Genomic DNA, 16,493 nt, shown 5'->3' on the forward strand with positions numbered 1-16,493 from the left:
CCGGGCCGACGGCCGGGTCACGCCGCCGAGGGGCGCGGGGAACTGCGCGCTCGGCCACGACGTACCTGCGGCCGACGACGTGCCCGGTCGCGGGGTGTCGCCTTGGGCCGACGGCCGGGTCACGCCGCCGAGGGGCGCGGGGAACTGCGCGCTCGGCCACGACGTACCTGCGGCCGACGACGTGCCCGGTCGCGGGGTGCCGCCTTGGGCCGACGGCCGGGTCACGCTGCCGAGGGGCGCGGGGAACTGCGCGCCCGGCCACGACGCACCCGCGGCCGACAAGGCGCCCCCTTACCCAACGCACCCCCTCCCACCGACAGCCCCGTCCGGCCGCCCCCGGCGATGCCGCAGACTTGTCCCATGGCCATTCACGAGAACCTCCTCGGGGGACCGCCCCCGACCCACCTCCCCGACGACCCCGGGCCGCGCGAGCTGCTGGCGGGCGGCACCTCTCCCGCCGACGTCGCCGCGAAGTACCCGACGTCCTCGCTCGCCTGGGCCCGCCTGGCCGACGAGGCGTTCGAGCGGGGCAGCGTCGTGGAGTCGTACGCGTACGCCCGGACGGGCTACCACCGCGGCCTCGACTCCCTGCGCCGCAGCGGCTGGAAGGGGCACGGCCCGGTGCCCTGGGAGCACGAGCCGAACCGCGGCTTCCTGCGCGCCCTGCACGCCCTCGCCCGCGCCGCCCAGGCGATCGGCGAGAAGGAGGAGTACGAGCGCTGCAGCCAGTTCCTGAAGGACTCCTCGCCGAGCGCGGCCGAGGTGCTGGGCTGACCGGCCCCCGACACCCCCGGGCCCGTCCGCCGTGCGCGGGCGGGCCTTGCGGTTTCCTGCGACGATTGCGGAGGATGCCGTTGGGGACCGGGGCCCCGTGCCGGTAACGGCAGGGCGGACCGCTACCCGTGCACATCAGGAGACAGCGATGTCCCACGACGCCCCGAATCTCGACTTCGAGGGCAGCACGCCGTACGAGGACTACGTCAAGGCGGACGTGCTCACCCACCTCCAGCACACCCTCTCGGACGACCCCGGAGAGATGGTCTTCCTGGTCACGACCCAGGTCATGGAGCTGTGGTTCACCGTCATCGTCCACGAATGGGAGACCGCCGCCCGCGCCCTGCGCGAGGACCGGATCCCGGTGGCGACCGACGCGCTCAAGCGTTCGGTGCGCGAGCTGGAGGCGCTGAACGCCTCCTGGACCCCCCTGGGGCAGCTCACCCCGGCCCAGTTCAACTCCTACCGGTCCGCCCTCGGCGAGGGCTCCGGCTTCCAGTCGGCGATGTACCGCCGCCTGGAGTTCCTGCTCGGCGACAAGTCCGCGTCCATGCTCGTCCCGCACCGCGGCGCCCCCCGCGTCCACGCCGAACTGGAGAAGGCGCTGCACGAGCCGAGCCTGTACGACGAGGTGGTCCGGCTGCTCGCCCGGCGCGGGTACGACATCCCGGACGCCGTGCTCCGGCGCGACCTCACCCGGAAGTACGAGGCCGCCCCCGAGGTCGAGGCCGCCTGGACGGCCGTCTACTCCGGTGACCAGAACGGCGAGCTGGCCCGCCTCGGCGAGGCCCTCACCGACGTCGCCGAGCTGGTGTGGCGCTGGCGCAACGACCACCTGGTCGCCACCCGGCGCGCGATGGGCTCCAAGACCGGCACGGGCGGCTCCGCCGGGGTGGCCTGGCTGGAGAAGCGGGCCCGGGGCAACGTGTTCCCCGAGCTGTGGACGGCGCGGTCGTATGTCTGAGCCGACGAGCCTCGCGGGCGAGGCGCAGAAGCTGGACGCCGGCGACGGGCTGGCGGCGGTGCGCGAGCGTTTCGTCCTCGACGACGTCACGTACCTCGACGGCAACTCGCTGGGCGCCCTCCCCGCGCACGTCCCCGCCCGCGTGGAGGACGTCGTACGGCGTCAGTGGGGCGAGCTGCGCATCCGGTCCTGGGAGGAGAGCGGCTGGTGGACCGCGCCCGAGCGGATCGGCGACCGGATCGCCCCGCTGGTGGGCGCGGCCGCCGGACAGGTCGTCGTCGGCGACTCGACCAGCGTCAACGTCTTCAAGGCACTGGTCGCGGCGGTGCGCATGGCGCAGGAGGACGGGACCGGGCGGAACGAGATCCTCGTGGACGCCACCACCTTCCCCACGGACGGGTACATCGCCGAGTCGGCGGCCCGGATGACGGGCTGTGCCCTGCGGCCCGTGGCCCCGGCCGAGGTCCCCGGCGCCCTGGGCGACCGCACCGCCGCGGTGCTGCTCAACCACGTCGACTACCGCTCGGGCCGGCTGCACGACCTGCCCGGACTCACGGCCGCGGTGCACGCGGCGGGGGCGTACGCGGTCTGGGACCTGTGCCACAGCGCGGGCGCGCTGCCGGTCGGACTCGACGAGCACGGCGTGGACCTGGCGGTCGGCTGCACCTACAAGTACCTCAACGGCGGCCCCGGCTCGCCCGCGTACCTGTACGTGCGCCGCGATCTCCAGCCCCGCTTCGACTCCCCGCTGCCGGGCTGGAACTCGCACGCCGAGCCGTTCGGCATGCGGCCCGACTACGCCCCGGCCTCCGGCGCGGTGCGCGGAAGGGTCGGCACGCCGGACATCCTCTCCCTGCTGGCCCTGGACGCGGCGCTGGACGTGTGGGACGAGGACGGGGTCTCGGTGGCGGCGGTGCGGGCCAAGTCGCTGGCCCTGACGGACTTCTTCCTGCGCTGCGTCGGGGCGTACGTCCCGGACGGCCGCGTGGCGTCCGTGACCCCGGCGGCGCACGCCGAGCGGGGCAGCCAGGTCGCGCTGCGCTGTGACGACGCGGGCGAGGTGATGAAGCGGCTGATCGAGCGCGGGGTGGTCGGCGACTACCGCGCCCCCGACGTGCTGCGCTTCGGCTTCACCCCGCTGTACGTCGGCTTCGCGGACGTGGAGCGGGCGGCGCGGGTGCTGGCCCGGACGCTGGCCGGCTGAGCCGCGGCCGGGGCAGGGGGCCGGACGCGTCGTTCCGGCCCTCACCCAGCGTCACATCCCCGTGTCCGCGCACGTCATCGGCCTGATAACGTCCCGCCAACGGCCGAATCTTTCCTTCCTCCGGTCCGCCAACACCGTTCCGTCGCTGAGAGGTTGACCATGCCGGACGCCGCCGCAGAACCGGGCACCGCTGCCGCGAGGGACGCCGCGGAGGAGAAATCGGCCCTCTCCCACCCGCCGGTCGAACCCGACAGCACCGCCGGTTACGGCGACCACCCCGACCAGGTGATCGACTTCTACCTGCCGCGCGGCGGGGCGGGCCCGGGCGCCGCTCCCGTCGTGGTGGTCCTGCACGGAGGCTCGTGGCGGGCCCCGTACGACCGGCGTCACATCAGCCCGTTCGCCGGTTTCCTCGCCGGCCGGGGCTTCGCCGTGGCCAGTGTGGAGTACCGGCGCGGGGCGGAGGGGGCCGGTGCGGAGGGTGCGGGTGGTGAACCCGTCGCGGGACGCTGGCCCGACACGTTCGACGACGTGGCCGCCGCGCTGGACGCGCTGCCGGAGCTGGTCCGGCAGCACCTGCCGCTGGCGGACGCGCGGCGCATGGTGCTCACCGGCCACTCCGCAGGCGGTCACCTCGCCCTGTGGGCGGCCGCCAGGCACCTGCTGCCCGCGGACGCGCCGTGGCGGACCGACCGCCCGACGCCCCTGCGCGGCGTGGTCGCGCTCGCGCCGATCGCCGACTTCGAGGTCGCCGACCAGCTCGGCGTGTGCGGTGGCGCGGCGCGGCAACTGCTGGGCGGTGGCGAGCTGTTCGCCGAGCGCCGCCCGTACGCGGACCCCGCCCTGCTGCTGCCCACCGGGATCGCGACGACCCTCGTGCAGGGCCGCGCCGACGTGGACGTCCCGCAGGCGGTCGCCGAGGCGTACGCGGACGCGGCGGCGAAGGCCGGGGAGGTGGTGGGGGTGACGCTGCTGGAGGACGTCGGCCACTACCCGCTGATCGACCCGGTGGCGGACGCGTGTGCGGTGGTGGCGGAGGAGATCGCACAGTTGGCGTGGTGAGCCGGCCGACCGGCGGGCGGACGGACCGTACCCGTCGTACCCGTCGTACCCGTCGTACGTACCCGTCGTACCCGTAGTACCTGAGAGCTACCCGCCAGGTGAGTTCCCTGGCGGGACGCGGGTTACCCGGCCCGATTCATAACTTCCCCTTCAGAGGCGCCCGATGGACGGGCGGGCTGGAGGGGAGAGGCCATGGGGCCGGGGACGACGGTACGTTGGCGGCGGCGGGTGCGCGGATGGCGCCGCGCCGGTTGCGCCGCCCTCATCGCGGGTGCCGTGGCGCTTCCCCTCTCCGGGGCCGCGCGGCCCGAGATCCCCGCCCCGCTGCCCGCCGCGCTCGCGGCCCCGACGGCCGCCACGCTGGAGAAGTCGTACGCCGCCAACCGGGCCAACGCGGCCGAGGCCTCCCGGATGGCCGCCGGCCACGGCGACCGTCACCGGGCGGCGGCGGACCGGGCGATGGCCGACCGGGCCCGCCACCTCCTCGCCTTCGACGGCCGGGGTGCCGGACTGGCCACCGAGGTCTTCGGCGACCTGGCGCACGCCGACCGCGTCGCCGTCCTGGTTCCCGGCTCCGACACGGGCCTCGACACCTACGGCCGCTTCCGCACCGCCGCCCTGGCCCTGCACCGGCAGCTCGTCGCCGAGGCTCCCGCGGGGATCCGCACCGCCGTCGTGGCCTGGCTCGGCTACGAGACACCGGGCACCGTCAGCACCACCGTCGCCACGACCGACCGCGCCGACCGGGCCGCCCCCGAGCTGCGCGACCTGGTCGACGACCTGCACCGGATCAGCGGCCCCGGCACCCGCGTCGCCCTCCTCTGCCACTCCTACGGCTCGGTGGTCTGCGCCCGCGCCGCCGACGGCCTGGACGTGTCCGACATCGCCCTGGTCGGCAGCCCCGGCACCGGCGCCGACACCGCCGCCGGTCTGCACTCCGACGCCCGGATCTGGGCGGGGCGGGGCGCCGACGACTGGGTGGAGCACGTTCCGCACGTCAGCGCCGACCTCTTCGGCACCACCGTCGGCTTCGGCACGGACCCGGTCTCCCCGGGCTTCGGCGCCCGGGTCTTCGACGCCGGGGACGGCGGCCACAGCGACTACTTCGACACCGGCTCCCTCTCCCTGACGAACCTGGCCCGGATCGCCCTGGGCGAGACCACGGAGGTGACCCATGACTGACCTTGCCCCGGCCGCGATTCGGATCCCGTCGCTCGCGCGCGGCGCCCTGCGCGAGGCCGCCGCCCGTATCGACGCGGCCACTCCCGAGGACCGGGACCGGGCCGTGGACGCCCTGCGCGCCCTCGCCATCCTCGGGGTGGTCCTCGGGCACTGGCTGGTGACGGCGCTGGTCGCCGACGGCAGCAGCCTGCACGCGGCCAGCCCGCTGGGGGACATGCCCTGGCTGGCCCCGGTCTCCTGGGCCTTCCAGACCCTCGCCGTGTTCTTCCTGGTCGGCGGTCATGTCGCCACCCGCGGATACGCGTCGGCCCGCGCCCGGGGCGAGTCCTACGGCCGCTGGCTGACCGCCCGGCTGTCCCGGCTCTTCCGCCCGGCCCTGGCCGTCCTCGGTCTGTGGACGGCGACGGCGGCGCTGCTCCTGCTCACGGGCGCGGACTTCGTGACCGTGCGCACGCTGGTGAAGCTGGCGCTGTCCCCGATGTGGTTCCTGCTGGTCTTCGCCGCGCTGACCGCGGCGACGCCGCTGCTGACCCGGCTGCATCCGCTGTGGCCGCTGGTCGTCGTCCTCCACATCGACCTGCTGCGCTTCGGTCTCGGCGCCCCGTCCTGGCTCGGCTGGGTCAACCTCGCCGCCGGCTGGCTGGTCCCCTACACCCTGGGCGCCGCCTGGTCCCGCGGTGAACTGGACCGCCGCCGATCGGGCTGGATCCTGCTGACCGGCGGCACGGCGGCCACCGCGGCGCTCGTCGCCTGGGCGGGCTACCCGGCGTCGATGGTCGGCGTCCCCGGCGCTTCGGTGTCGAACCTCAACCCGCCGACCCTGGCCGCCGTCACCTTCGGCCTGGCCCAGTGCGGGCTCGCCCTGCTGCTGCGCGAGCGGCTGCGCCGTGCGATGCGGCGGCCCGTGGCGTGGGCCGCGGTCGCAGTGGTCAACCTCTCCGCGATGACGATCTTCCTCTGGCACCAGACGGCGCTGATGGCGACCACGGCCACCGGCCTCCTCGCGGGCCGGCTGCCCGGCCTGCACACGCGTCCCGACGGCCTGGACTGGGTCGCGGCCCGGCTCGCCTGGCTCCCGGTGTTCGCGCTGGTCCTGGCCGCCTGCTGGGCCACGTTCCGCTCCTGCGAGCAGCGCGGCCGAGGACGGCGCCGTACCCGGGTCGTGCGCGCGCACCGCCCGCGGACCCGGGCGACCACGGCGGGTGCACGCCATGTCTAGGGTGGAGCCTGTGACGCGATGGGGGAAGCGGCAGTGGGCCTGGTCCCGGGCCCGGGCCGAGCGCGTGCTGCGCGTGCTCCACGACGACCTGTGGACCTGGCGGGCCGATCCGCTGCCGCCGTCGGTGTGGCTGCGCTGGTTCCCGCACGGGGTGGTGTGTCTGGCCGCGCTCGGCGTGCTGCTCGGCGACGCCGCCCAACTCGGGGACAACGGCGGGATCGAACCGGGCTTCGCCCTCCTCATCGGTGCCGCCCAGGCCGGCGCGATGGTGTTCGCGCTGTGGCGGCCGGTCGCGGCCTGGTGGCTGTCGATGGCGGGCATGCTGGTCGGGGCCATCGCGGTGCGGGCCGAGATGGTCCCGGGCGGCTACGAGTTCACGTGGCCCTGGACGGCCGCCGGGCTCATCGGCCACCTGTTCGTGATGCTGCTGCTCGCCCTGCGGGTGCGCACCCGGGTGTCCGTGGAAGCGTTGCTTTTCACCGCGCTCCTCACCTACGTCGTACAGGGCGTGGTGGGTGCCCCGAACTACCTGCCGACCGGCCAGCTCGCGGTCATCCTCTTCGCGGTCGTCGTCCTGCTCGGCATCGCCCTGCGCGGCCGCCGCGAAGCACGCAACCAGCTGGCCGAGCAGACCTCGCTCACCGCCGAGGAGCGGGCCCGGCGCACCCTGCTGGAGGAGCGCGGCCGCATCGCGCGCGAGCTGCACGACGTGGTCGCCCACCACATGTCGGTGATCTCCATCCAGGCCCAGGTCGCGCCCCTCCTCGTGGAGAATCCGCCGGACGAGCTGAAGGAGAACCTGGCCGGCATCCGGCAGAACGCGCTGGAGGCGCTCACCGAGCTGCGCCGGGTGCTGGGCGTGCTGCGCTCCGAGCACCCGGACGCCCCGGATGCGGCCGAGGTGGGCGCCGGTGCCGCCCCGCACGCCCCGCAGCCGACCCTCGACCGGCTCGACGCGCTGGTGGAGAACACCCGGGCCGCCGGGCTGACCGTCGCCACGGGCAGCAGTGGGACACGCAGAGCACTGCCGCCCGGCGTGGAGCTGTCGGCGTACCGGATCGTGCAGGAGGCGCTCAGCAACGTGCTGCGGCACGCGCCCGGGGCGAGCGCCCGCGTCCACCTCACCCACCTTCCGACCGGGCTGCGCGTGGAAGTCTCCAACACCCGGCCGAAGCGGGCCCCCGCGCCCTCGCAGGGGGCCGGGCACGGGCTGCTCGGTATGCGCGAGCGGGTGGCGATGCTCGACGGCACCCTGACGGCGCACCCGCTGCCGGGCGGCGGCTACCAGGTGGCGGCGTTCCTGCCGGCCGACGGCACCGACCTGCCCGACGCCCCCTTCACCGGCTCTCCCACCGACCCTTCCACCGAGGACGACACCCCATGACGACCAGCAGCAACGGCCGCGTGATCCGCGTGCTGATCGCCGACGACCAGCAGATGGTCCGGCAGGGTTTCACCGTGCTGCTCAACACCCAGCCCGACATCGAGGTGATCGGGCAGGCGGTGGACGGCCTGGACGCGGTGGCCAAGGTCGCCGAGCTGGCCCCGGAGGTCGTTCTGATGGACATCCGCATGCCGGAGCTGGGCGGCATCGAGGCCACCCGGCGCATCACCACGGCCACCCCGGAGATCCGGGTACTGGTGCTGACCACCTTCGACCTCGACGAGTACGTGTACGAGGCGCTGCGGGCAGGGGCCTCCGGCTTCCTGCTGAAGGACGCCTCGGCCGACCAGCTCGCCGAGGCGGTCCGGGTGGTGGCCGCCGGTGACGCCCTGCTCGCGCCGGGGATCACGCGGCGGCTGATCGCCGAGTTCTCGCGGCTGGACGACCGACCCCGCGCCCCGTTGAAGGCCCGCGTCGGCGAGCTGACCGAACGGGAGACGGAGGTGCTCGCGCTGATCGCGCAGGGCCTGTCGAACGCGGAGATCGCCCAGCGTCTGGTGGTCGCCGAGCAGACGGTGAAGACCCACGTGGGCAGGATCCTGGTGAAGCTGGGCCTCAGGGACCGCACACAGGCGGCGGTGTTCGCGTACGAGTCGGGCCTGGTGCGCCCCTCGGGCTACTGAGGAGCGACGCGCAGTGGCTCCCGTAGTACTTGAGACGGACGCCGGAGAACCCGTCTGCACGGGGACGACCGGCCACTCCCGGTCGGCCTACCGTGTGAGCGTGACCGAGACGATTCACCATCAGCACGAGGGCGGGACCCGCAGCCAGGAGTACCGGCTGGTCCGGACCTCCTTGCGAGGACTGCGCCAGGATCTGTTCCAGGACCCCTTCGCCTACCGCCTTCTGCCGCCCCGGCACACGGACGGCCCGTTCGTACGCCGGCTGCCCGGTCGGCTGCGCTCGGACGCGCGGTACCTCCCGCACGCGGTGGTCGGGGCGATCGCGTTCATCACCTTCGTCGTCGGCGCGGTCTCGGGCGACCTGCCCGGTGGTGACGCGCCGGCCCTGCTGACCGGCGTTCTGTGCGCCCTCCCGGTGCTCGCCACGCTGGTGCGGCCGATCGGCGCGTTCTGGCTGTCCGTCGCCGTGACGCCACTGGTCGCGCTCATCAACGGCGCCGGTTGGGACTGGCCCTGGATGCCGGGCGCGTTCATCTGCCACCTCGCGGTGCTGATCATCGTGGCACTGCGCACCCGGCCGCGCACCGCTGTGTGGATGTGGGCCCTGACGTGCGTGTACGCCTTCGTGTCGGACGTCTTCTTCGGCGGGTCGTACTACTACACGAACAGCGGGCCGATGATGGTGACGTCGGCGTTCGCCCTGCTCCTGGTCTGTCTCTGGCACATACGGCAGACCGCCCGCAAGGAGGTGACCGCCCAGCAGACGGTCACCGCGCACGAACGCTCCCGCCGCACCCTGCTGGAGGAGCGCACGACCATCGCCCGCGAGCTGCACGACGTGGTCGCCCACCACATGTCGGTGGTCGCCATCCAGGCGGAGGCCGCGCCCTACCGCGTGGAGAATCCGCCGGAGGAGCTGGAGCGTGCCTTCGCCACCATCCGGGAGAACGCGGTGGCGGCCCTCACCGAGCTGCGCCGCGTCCTGGGCGTGGTCCGCGCCGAGGACTACGAGGCCCCGGACGCCCCGCAGCCGACGCTCGCCGATCTGGACGCCCTGCTCGCCAACGTGCGCGACGCCGGTCTGACGGTCGACAAGGCGGTGACCGGCGCGGTGCGCGAGCTGCCGCCCGGCGTGGAGCTGTCGGCGTACCGGATCGTGCAGGAGGCGCTGAGCAACAGCCTGCGCCATGCGCCCGGCGCGACGGCCCGCGTCGAGGTCTCCTACGTCCTGGGCGGCCTGGGCCTGCGCGTCGTCAACACCGCCGTCCCACCCAACACCCTGGTCAAACCGTCGCCCGGCGCCGGGCACGGCATCACCGGCATGCGCGAACGCGTCTCGATGCTGAACGGCGAGATGACGGCGGGCCCGACGGACGACGGAGGGTACGAGGTGGCGGTGTTCCTGCCGGTCACTGCGCAGACCGAGGATGAGGCATGACGATCCGCGTACTGATCGCCGATGATCAGATGATGGTGCGCGAGGGCTTCTCGGTCCTGCTGAACGCGATGCCGGACATCGAGGTCGCCGGCGAGGCGGTCAACGGCCGCGAGGCGGTGGCGAAGGTCCGCGAGCTGGCTCCGGACGTCGTCCTGATGGACATCCGCATGCCCGAGCTGAACGGCATCGAGGCGACCCGGGAGATCGTGGCGGCGGACAGCACGTCCAAGGTGCTGGTCCTCACCACCTTCGACCTCGACGAGTACGTGTACCAGGCGCTGCGCGCGGGTGCGTCCGGCTTCCTCCTCAAGGACGCCTCGGCCCGCCAGCTCGCGGACGGTGTCCGGGTGGTGGCGGCCGGGGAGGCCCTCCTCGCCCCCTCGATCACCAAGCGCCTGATCACCGAGTTCTCCAAGCTCTCCGACGCCCCGCGCCTGATGCCCTCGGCCCAGGCGGCCTACGGCGACCTGACCGAACGCGAGACGGAGGTCCTGGTCCTGATCGCGCAGGGCCTGTCCAACTCGGAGATCGCCGAACGCCTGGTGGTCGCCGAGTCGACGATCAAGACCCACGTCAGCCGCATCCTGGTGAAGCTCGGCCTGCGCGACCGCACCCAGGCGGCGGTCTTCGCCTACGAGGCGCGGCTGGTCACCCCGGGCTGACCGCAGGGGCGAGGCCGCCACCGGTCACCGGCCGCTGTCCTGTTGCTGTTGCTGCCGCAGCTCCCTCTGGCGTTGGCGCCGTTCGCGTCGCCGTTGGCTCCTGCGGGCCCGTGCCTGTGCCAGCCGCTCCTCACGCTGCCGCTGTGCGCGCTCCCGCTGCCTCGCTTCGCGCACCGCGTCGCCGTTCCACCATGTGCACCACGGGACGAGGGCCGCGGACGACACGAGGACGAGCGCCACGATCCAGTGACCGAGGGAGGTCCCCATGGCCAGGGCGACCACGGCCCCCGCGACCGCGCCGGCCGAGTAGCCCAGAACCGGACGCCAGTCCCTGCGGTGAAAGCCGGTCTTGAACGGGACAACGAGCGGGACGGGCGCGATCATCATCGCGGCGAAGTACTTGCCGCCGCCCTCCGGGACACCGCAGCCTCCCCTCGGATGCGGCGCGCATCCCACCGTCACCAACCCCGCCAGCCCCCACCCGAACCACAGTGCCAGTCCCGCCGCCAAGGCGGCCCCCACCCATTTGGCATGCATCAGCGGAGTGTATGCAGGGGCCGGGTCGGGGATCTATCGTCCGTCCATGACGGCTGCATCCGACGAATTCCCCGAGTCCGACCTCGCGTTCGACCCCTGGAACCCGGCGTTCGTCGCCGACCCGTATCCCGCCTTCGCCGAGCTGCGGGCCCGGGGGCGTGTCCTCTACTACGAGCCGAGCGACCAGTGGCTGGTCCCGCACCACGCCGACGTGTCCGCGCTGCTGCGCGACCGCCGGCTCGGCCGGACGTACCAGCACCGTTTCAGCCACGAGGACTTCGGCCGCACGCCGCCCCCGCCGGAGCAGGAGCCCTTCCACACGCTCAACGACCACGGCATGCTCGACCTGGAGCCGCCGGACCACACCCGTATCCGGCGTCTGGTGTCGAAGGCGTTCACGCCGCGCACGGTGGAGCGGCTGAAGCCGTACGTGCACGGGCTGGCGGACGACCTGGTGGCCCGGCTGGTCGCGGCGGGCGGCGGCGATCTGCTCACCGACGTGGCCGAGCCGCTGCCGGTCGCCGTGATCGCCGAGATGCTGGGCATCCCGGAGTCCGACCGGGCCCCGCTGCGGCCCTGGTCGGCGGACATCTGCGGGATGTACGAGCTGAACCCGTCCGAGGAGACGGCGGCGAGGGCGGTCCGGGCCTCGCTCGACTTCTCGGAGTACCTGCGCACGCTGATCGCGGCCCGCCGCAAGGACCCCGGCGACGACCTGATCTCGGGCCTGATCGCGGCGCACGACGAGGACGACGACCGCCTCACCGAGCAGGAGATGATCTCGACCTGCGTCCTGCTCCTGAACGCCGGTCACGAGGCCACGGTGAACGCGACCACCAACGGCTGGCTGGCGCTCTTCCACCACCCGGACCAGCTGGCGGCCCTGCGCGCCGACCACTCCCTCGTCCCGTCCGCCGTGGAGGAGCTGATGCGCTACGACACCCCGCTCCAGCTCTTCGAGCGCTGGGTCCTGGACGAGATCGAGATCGACGGGACGACCCTGCCGCGCGGCGCGGAGGTGGCGATGCTGTTCGGGTCGGCCAACCACGACCCGGCGGTCTTCACCGACCCGGAACGCCTCGACCTCACCCGCCGGGACAACCCCCACATCTCGTTCAGTGCCGGTATCCACTACTGCATCGGCGCCCCGTTGGCCCGCGTCGAACTGGCGGCGTCCATGACGTCCCTGCTGGAGCGGGCCCCCGGCCTGCGCCTGGCGGCGCAGCCGGAACGCAGGCCGAACTTCGTGATGCGCGGCCTGACGGAGCTACGCGTGGAACTGTGACGACCGGGGGCGCCGGCGCCGTCCCAGCAGCCAGGCCCCGAGCCCCCACACCACGGCGGGCACGACGGCCCCGGCGAGGAAGACCAACGGCAGCTCGGTGAGAACGGCACCGAAATCCTGCCCGTTGTTCTCGAACTCGTTGCCGAGGTGGCGCTGCGTGCGGTCCGAGGCCCCCCACAGCCAGACGGCGCCCACGACACCCGCCGCCGACACCAGGCACCCGCCACCCGTCACCGCGTCTCGCCTCATGCCCACGAGGACGCCGTCGCGCCCGCGCCGGTTTCACCGCGGGGCACGGCACGCCCTACGTGTGGGGCGGGCCGTCCAACAGGGCCACCCCGTACCGGGCGAGTCCGTCCACGTGGTCCAGGTCGTGCCGCGCCTCGGCGTGGCCGACCGAGCGGAAGTAGCCTTCGATCGCCCCCGGGTTGTTGATGACCAGCACCTCCGCCGTGGTGGTGAGCGGCTGGAACGTGTGGGGCACCGACCGGGGACCGAAGACGTAGGAGCCGGGCCCGGCGTCGTGGACCTCGCACGCGTCGAGCGACGCCGAACCGACCCAGAAGCGGACGCGCCCGGACAGCACCACCCAGCTCTCGTCCTCGCGCCTGTGCACGTGCAGGGGCGGTGCGTCCGCGCGGCGCATGGTCAGGCGCGCGACGCTGACGACTCCCTGGGTCTCGGTGTGCGACACGACCTGTTCCTGGACGCTGTCGTAGTAGCGGTAGTGGGTGCCTTCGCCGGGGTTGCGTACGAGCGCGACGCTCATGTGGGTGCTCCCCTCCGTTTGTGGTTTAGCGTTCAACTATTTCCGTTGCGTCGCCTCCACGCAAGGGGCCGCCGCGGTCCGCCGCGATCTGTCCGGATCTCGACCCCCGGGCCGCCCCCGCCTACGTCACGTCAGGTCCCGCCGCCGCAGCCCGACCAGCCCCGCCCCCACCAGCGCCCCGGCGATCAGCACCAGCACCAGCACCGGCGGCCAGCTCATCTCCCCGCCCGGCAGCTTCGGCAGGTGGCCGAACGGGGACACGTCCAGGACGGTCTGCGGCACGTCCAGGGCCGGTCCGACCCACCCGAGCAGCAGCACCGCGCCCGCTACGGCCCACGCGGCCGCGGCCGCCCGGGGCAGCAGACCGTGCAGCAGCACCGCCGCCCCGCCGATCACCCACACCGCGGGCAACTGCACCAGGCACGCGCCCAGGATCGCCCCGAAGTCCCGCCCGTACCCGGCGGCGAAGCCGAGCCCGGCGAGCAGCATGATGAGCGCCGCGCCGCCGAAGGCGATCACCAGGTGGCCCGCGGCCCAGCGCAGCCGGCCCACCGCGCCCGCCAGCACCGGTTCCGCGCGCCCGGACGTCTCCTCGCCGCTGAGCCGCAGCACCGACGCCACGACGTAGAGCGCGGCGATCAGCCCCAGCATGCCGACCATCGCCGACACGAACGCGTCGGTCAGCCCGGCCTGTCCGCCCATCCGCTCGATGATCTCGCGGGCCTGTTCGTTGTCCCCGACCAGATCGGCCGCGCCCTCCGTCATCCCGCCGTAGACGACCCCGGCGAGGAAGAAGCCGATGCTCCAGCCGAGGACGCTGCCCCGCTGAAGGCGCCAGGCCAGTGCACCGGCCGTACGCAGCCGCCCGGCGGCCGGTCCCGGCCGGGTCGGCAGGAAACTCATGCCGAGGTCCCGGCGTCCGGCCAGCCCGTAGGCCACGGCCCCCTGCGCCACCGTCGCGCCCGCGATCAGCAGCAGCACCCACCACCGCTCGTCGGCGAAGGCCCGCACGTTCTCCAGCCAGCCGAGCGGCGACACCCAGGTGAGGACGGAGGAACCGTCGTCCGTCGCGGAGTCGCCCGCCGCCCGCAGGACGAAGGCCGCGCCCAGCACCGCCGCCGTCAGGCCCCGGGCCAGCCGGGCGCTCTCGGTGAGCTGGGCGACGATCGCCGCCGTGGTCGCGAAGAGCATGCCGATGCCCGCCACCCCGAGCGCGAGGGCCAGCGAGCCCGCCGCCCCCTGTCCGGCCAGTCCGACGGCGACCAGCAGGGCCAGTACCGCGTTGGCGACCGCCGCCGCCAGCAGCGCCGCCGTCAGCGGGGCCCGGCGGCCGACCATGCCGGAGGCGACGACCTCCTGCCGCCCGCTCTCCTCCTCGTCCCGGGTGTGCCGTACGACGATCAGCAGGCTCATCACGGCGGCGAGCGCACCCGCGTACAGGCCGACCCGCCAGGCGGTGAGCGCGCCGAGGCCGTCGTCGAAGACGGGGCCGACCAGCGCGCGCAGCGAGGCGTTGGTCTCCATCTGCCGCAGCAGGTCGGCGCGTTCGGCGGCGGTGCCGTACAGGCCCTTGATGGTGCCCGGCATGGACAGCACCATGAGCGCGTTCACCGCGACCCAGACGGGGATCAGTACGCGGTCGCGGCGCAGGGCGAAGCGCAGCAGCGTGCCGGTGCCGGCCAGTTGGCGCGAGCCCCCGGGCCGGGCCGCGAAGGCGGTGGCGGCGGTTTCGGCGGTGGCGGTCATCGCGCCGTCACCTCCGACCCGGACTCCGCGTCTTCGGCGTCTTCGGCGTCCGAGGCCTGGTAGTGCCGCAGGAACAGCTCCTCCAGCGTCGGCGGCGTCGAGGTCAGCGACCGCACACCCGTCTCGCTCAGCGCCCTGAGGACGGCGTCCAGCTTGTCGGTGTCGACCTGGAGCCGGACCCGGTGGCCCTGGACGTCGAGGCCGTGCACGCCGGGCAGGCGGGTGAGGCCGTTCGGGGCGCCCGCGAGTTCGGCGGTGACGCTGGTCCGGGTCAGGTGGCGCAGGTCGGCGAGCGAGCCGCTCTCGACGGTCCGCCCCTTGCGGATGATGCTGACCCGGTCGCACAGCTCCTCGACCTCGCTGAGGATGTGGGAGGAGAGCAGCACCGTCCGGCCGCGCTCGCGCTCCTCCCCCACGCAGCGCTGGAAGACCTCCTCCATCAGCGGGTCGAGTCCGGAGGTGGGTTCGTCGAGGATCAGCAGGTCGACGTCCGAGGCGAAGGCGGCCACCAGGGCCACCTTCTGGCGGTTGCCCTTGGAGTACGTGCGGCCCTTCTTGGTCGGGTCGAGTTCGAACCGCTCGACCAGCTCCGCGCGCCGCCGGGTGTCGAGTCCGCCGCGCAGCCTGCCGTAGAGGTCGATGACCTCGCCGCCGGAGAGGTTGCGCCACAGCGTCACGTCACCGGGGACGTACGCGATCCGCCGGTGCGCCTCCACCGCGTCCGCCCACGGGTCGCGGCCGAGCACCTGCGCGGCGCCGGAGTCGGCGCGCAGCAGGCCGAGCAGGACGCGGATGGTGGTGGACTTGCCGGCTCCGTTGGGCCCGAGGAAGCCGTGGACCTCGCCGGTCTCGACCTCCAGGTCGAGCCCGTCCAGAGCATGCGTACGTCCGAACGACTTGTGGAGTCCGGAGACGCTGATTGCCTTCGTCATGGTTTGGAAAGTACGCTTCTTTCAGAAATTTGTGAAGTTAAGAAACCGTCAGGATGATGGGCGACGCAGGGTGAGAGATGATCGACGGATGACGAAGGAACCAGTGGAAGCGGCGGCGGTGGATGCGGCGGGGCCGGGGCGCGACCCCGAGGCGGTGTCCCAGTTCGTGGAGGGCTTCGCGGCCCAGCTCGTCGAGGCCGGGATGCAGCGCATGCCCGCCCGGGTCTTCGCCGCCCTGCTGGCCTCCGACTCGGGCTCGCTGACCTCCGCGGAACTGGGCGAGACCCTCCGGGTCAGCCCGGCCGCCGTCTCCGGCGCCGTGCGCTACCTCTCGCAGCAGCACATGGTCGCGCGCGAGCGCGAACCCGGCTCGCGCCGGGAGCGCTACCGGGTGCACAGCAACCAGTGGTACGAGGCGCTCACCAACCGCGAGGCCGTCCTCAAGCGCTGGGAGAACGCGCTGAGCGAGGGCGTCGCCAGCCTCGGCGCCGACACCCCGGCGGGCCGGCGCATGGCCGAGACCCTCGCCTTCTTCGAGTTCGTCGACGGGGAGATCGTGGCGATGATGGAACGCTGGCGGGTGCACCGGGAGGAGCGGTTCGGGCGGGGGTGAACGGCGATCCGGAAAACGGAGAATCGGGAAAATGAGCGT

General features: G+C 73.6%; 17 protein-coding genes. 12 read left to right on the plus strand and 5 right to left on the minus strand.

The features are described 5' to 3' along the window. Positions 1 to 360 precede the first annotated feature (360 nt). From ACFYZ3_RS19660 to ACFYZ3_RS19705, 10 genes are all read left to right on the plus strand, one after another. On the plus strand, positions 361 to 774 hold the full coding sequence (locus ACFYZ3_RS19660; RefSeq protein WP_165685307.1) for a DUF3151 domain-containing protein: 414 nt from the start codon (positions 361 to 363) through the stop codon (positions 772 to 774). A 148-nt stretch (positions 775 to 922) separates the two neighbouring features. Continuing rightward, complete coding sequence (locus ACFYZ3_RS19665) at positions 923 to 1,738, plus strand: tryptophan 2,3-dioxygenase (protein WP_356867289.1); 816 nt, start codon at positions 923 to 925, stop codon at positions 1,736 to 1,738. Further along, the gene (kynU, locus tag ACFYZ3_RS19670) at positions 1,731 to 2,942 is read left to right on the plus strand and encodes a kynureninase (protein WP_388519123.1); all 1,212 of its coding nucleotides are present in this window, start codon (positions 1,731 to 1,733) and stop codon (positions 2,940 to 2,942) included. Before ACFYZ3_RS19665 ends, kynU begins: the two co-directional genes overlap by 8 nt. Before the next feature lie 159 nt (positions 2,943 to 3,101). Then, on the plus strand, positions 3,102 to 4,004 hold the full coding sequence (locus tag ACFYZ3_RS19675; RefSeq protein ID WP_388519126.1) for an alpha/beta hydrolase: 903 nt from the start codon (positions 3,102 to 3,104) through the stop codon (positions 4,002 to 4,004). Positions 4,005 to 4,196: 192 nt separating this feature from the next. Continuing rightward, on the plus strand, positions 4,197 to 5,186 hold the full coding sequence (locus ACFYZ3_RS19680; RefSeq protein ID WP_388519128.1) for an alpha/beta hydrolase: 990 nt from the start codon (positions 4,197 to 4,199) through the stop codon (positions 5,184 to 5,186). Further along, positions 5,179 to 6,405 (plus strand): acyltransferase, encoded by a 1,227-nt coding sequence (locus ACFYZ3_RS19685; RefSeq protein ID WP_388519130.1) that lies wholly within the window; start codon positions 5,179 to 5,181, stop codon positions 6,403 to 6,405. The genes ACFYZ3_RS19680 and ACFYZ3_RS19685 overlap by 8 nt, the downstream gene beginning before the upstream one ends. Further along, positions 6,398 to 7,789 carry a sensor histidine kinase gene (locus ACFYZ3_RS19690; protein WP_388519133.1) on the plus strand — a complete coding sequence of 464 codons (1,392 nt, stop codon included), beginning with the start codon at positions 6,398 to 6,400 and terminating at the stop codon, positions 7,787 to 7,789. The genes ACFYZ3_RS19685 and ACFYZ3_RS19690 overlap by 8 nt, the downstream gene beginning before the upstream one ends. Beyond that, entirely contained in the window at positions 7,786 to 8,472 is a 687-nt protein-coding gene (locus ACFYZ3_RS19695; protein WP_356867277.1) for a response regulator transcription factor, read from the plus strand. Before ACFYZ3_RS19690 ends, ACFYZ3_RS19695 begins: the two co-directional genes overlap by 4 nt. Positions 8,473 to 8,485: 13 nt before the next feature. Beyond that, positions 8,486 to 9,910 carry a sensor histidine kinase gene (locus tag ACFYZ3_RS19700; RefSeq protein ID WP_388519136.1) on the plus strand — a complete coding sequence of 475 codons (1,425 nt, stop codon included), beginning with the start codon at positions 8,486 to 8,488 and terminating at the stop codon, positions 9,908 to 9,910. Then, positions 9,907 to 10,572 (plus strand): response regulator transcription factor, encoded by a 666-nt coding sequence (locus tag ACFYZ3_RS19705; protein ID WP_159325139.1) that lies wholly within the window; start codon positions 9,907 to 9,909, stop codon positions 10,570 to 10,572. Before ACFYZ3_RS19700 ends, ACFYZ3_RS19705 begins: the two co-directional genes overlap by 4 nt. 24 nt (positions 10,573 to 10,596) lie before the next feature. Here the strand turns inward: ACFYZ3_RS19705 and ACFYZ3_RS19710 are convergent, their stop codons facing one another. Next, positions 10,597 to 11,109: a hypothetical protein gene (locus tag ACFYZ3_RS19710; protein ID WP_388519139.1), complete on the minus strand. Its 513-nt coding sequence runs from the start codon at positions 11,107 to 11,109 to the stop codon at positions 10,597 to 10,599. Between the two features lie 46 nt (positions 11,110 to 11,155). Here ACFYZ3_RS19710 and ACFYZ3_RS19715 point away from each other — a divergent pair, with 46 nt between their 5' ends. After that, positions 11,156 to 12,394, plus strand: coding sequence for a cytochrome P450 (locus tag ACFYZ3_RS19715; protein WP_388519142.1), 1,239 nt, complete (start codon positions 11,156 to 11,158; stop codon positions 12,392 to 12,394). On the opposite strand, the gene ACFYZ3_RS19720 is transcribed toward ACFYZ3_RS19715, so the two are convergent. From ACFYZ3_RS19720 to ACFYZ3_RS19735, 4 genes are all read right to left on the minus strand, one after another. Beyond that, complete coding sequence (locus tag ACFYZ3_RS19720) at positions 12,377 to 12,643, minus strand: hypothetical protein (protein ID WP_388519145.1); 267 nt, start codon at positions 12,641 to 12,643, stop codon at positions 12,377 to 12,379. The two genes, ACFYZ3_RS19715 and ACFYZ3_RS19720, sit on opposite strands and share 18 nt — an antisense overlap. Positions 12,644 to 12,698: 55 nt before the next feature. Then, a complete protein-coding gene (locus ACFYZ3_RS19725; protein WP_388519148.1) occupies positions 12,699 to 13,163 on the minus strand; it encodes a cupin domain-containing protein in 465 nt (154 codons plus the stop codon). 126 nt (positions 13,164 to 13,289) lie between these two features. Beyond that, entirely contained in the window at positions 13,290 to 14,909 is a 1,620-nt protein-coding gene (locus ACFYZ3_RS19730) for an ABC transporter permease (protein WP_388519151.1), read from the minus strand. Continuing rightward, a complete protein-coding gene (locus ACFYZ3_RS19735; RefSeq protein ID WP_388519154.1) occupies positions 14,906 to 15,841 on the minus strand; it encodes an ATP-binding cassette domain-containing protein in 936 nt (311 codons plus the stop codon). Before ACFYZ3_RS19735 ends, ACFYZ3_RS19730 begins: the two co-directional genes overlap by 4 nt. Positions 15,842 to 15,929: 88 nt before the next feature. On the opposite strand from ACFYZ3_RS19735, the gene ACFYZ3_RS19740 reads away from it, so the two are divergent. Continuing rightward, the gene (locus ACFYZ3_RS19740; protein WP_388519157.1) at positions 15,930 to 16,454 is read left to right on the plus strand and encodes a GbsR/MarR family transcriptional regulator; all 525 of its coding nucleotides are present in this window, start codon (positions 15,930 to 15,932) and stop codon (positions 16,452 to 16,454) included. Positions 16,455 to 16,493 lie beyond the last annotated feature (39 nt).

Origin of the sequence: Streptomyces sp. NPDC001599, assembly GCF_042893535.1 — a bacterium.
In the GTDB taxonomy this organism is placed as follows: domain Bacteria; phylum Actinomycetota; class Actinomycetes; order Streptomycetales; family Streptomycetaceae; genus Streptomyces.

Excerpts from the sequence above, each read along its gene's own strand:
- ACFYZ3_RS19720 (WP_388519145.1), bottom strand. The coding sequence starts at position 12,643 with ATGAGGCGAGACGCGGTGACGGGTGGCGGGTGCCTGGTGTCGGCGGCG.
- ACFYZ3_RS19695 (WP_356867277.1), top strand. The coding sequence starts at position 7,786 with ATGACGACCAGCAGCAACGGCCGCGTGATCCGCGTGCTGATCGCCGAC.
- ACFYZ3_RS19710 (WP_388519139.1), bottom strand. The coding sequence starts at position 11,109 with ATGCATGCCAAATGGGTGGGGGCCGCCTTGGCGGCGGGACTGGCACTG.
- ACFYZ3_RS19685 (WP_388519130.1), top strand. The coding sequence starts at position 5,179 with ATGACTGACCTTGCCCCGGCCGCGATTCGGATCCCGTCGCTCGCGCGC.
- ACFYZ3_RS19660 (WP_165685307.1), top strand. The coding sequence starts at position 361 with ATGGCCATTCACGAGAACCTCCTCGGGGGACCGCCCCCGACCCACCTC.
- ACFYZ3_RS19725 (WP_388519148.1), bottom strand. The coding sequence starts at position 13,163 with ATGAGCGTCGCGCTCGTACGCAACCCCGGCGAAGGCACCCACTACCGC.
- ACFYZ3_RS19740 (WP_388519157.1), top strand. The coding sequence starts at position 15,930 with ATGACGAAGGAACCAGTGGAAGCGGCGGCGGTGGATGCGGCGGGGCCG.
- ACFYZ3_RS19675 (WP_388519126.1), top strand. The coding sequence starts at position 3,102 with ATGCCGGACGCCGCCGCAGAACCGGGCACCGCTGCCGCGAGGGACGCC.
- ACFYZ3_RS19705 (WP_159325139.1), top strand. The coding sequence starts at position 9,907 with ATGACGATCCGCGTACTGATCGCCGATGATCAGATGATGGTGCGCGAG.
- ACFYZ3_RS19730 (WP_388519151.1), bottom strand. The coding sequence starts at position 14,909 with ATGACCGCCACCGCCGAAACCGCCGCCACCGCCTTCGCGGCCCGGCCC.
- ACFYZ3_RS19715 (WP_388519142.1), top strand. The coding sequence starts at position 11,156 with ATGACGGCTGCATCCGACGAATTCCCCGAGTCCGACCTCGCGTTCGAC.
- ACFYZ3_RS19680 (WP_388519128.1), top strand. The coding sequence starts at position 4,197 with ATGGGGCCGGGGACGACGGTACGTTGGCGGCGGCGGGTGCGCGGATGG.
- ACFYZ3_RS19735 (WP_388519154.1), bottom strand. The coding sequence starts at position 15,841 with ATGACGAAGGCAATCAGCGTCTCCGGACTCCACAAGTCGTTCGGACGT.
- ACFYZ3_RS19665 (WP_356867289.1), top strand. The coding sequence starts at position 923 with ATGTCCCACGACGCCCCGAATCTCGACTTCGAGGGCAGCACGCCGTAC.
- ACFYZ3_RS19690 (WP_388519133.1), top strand. The coding sequence starts at position 6,398 with ATGTCTAGGGTGGAGCCTGTGACGCGATGGGGGAAGCGGCAGTGGGCC.
- kynU (WP_388519123.1), top strand. The coding sequence starts at position 1,731 with ATGTCTGAGCCGACGAGCCTCGCGGGCGAGGCGCAGAAGCTGGACGCC.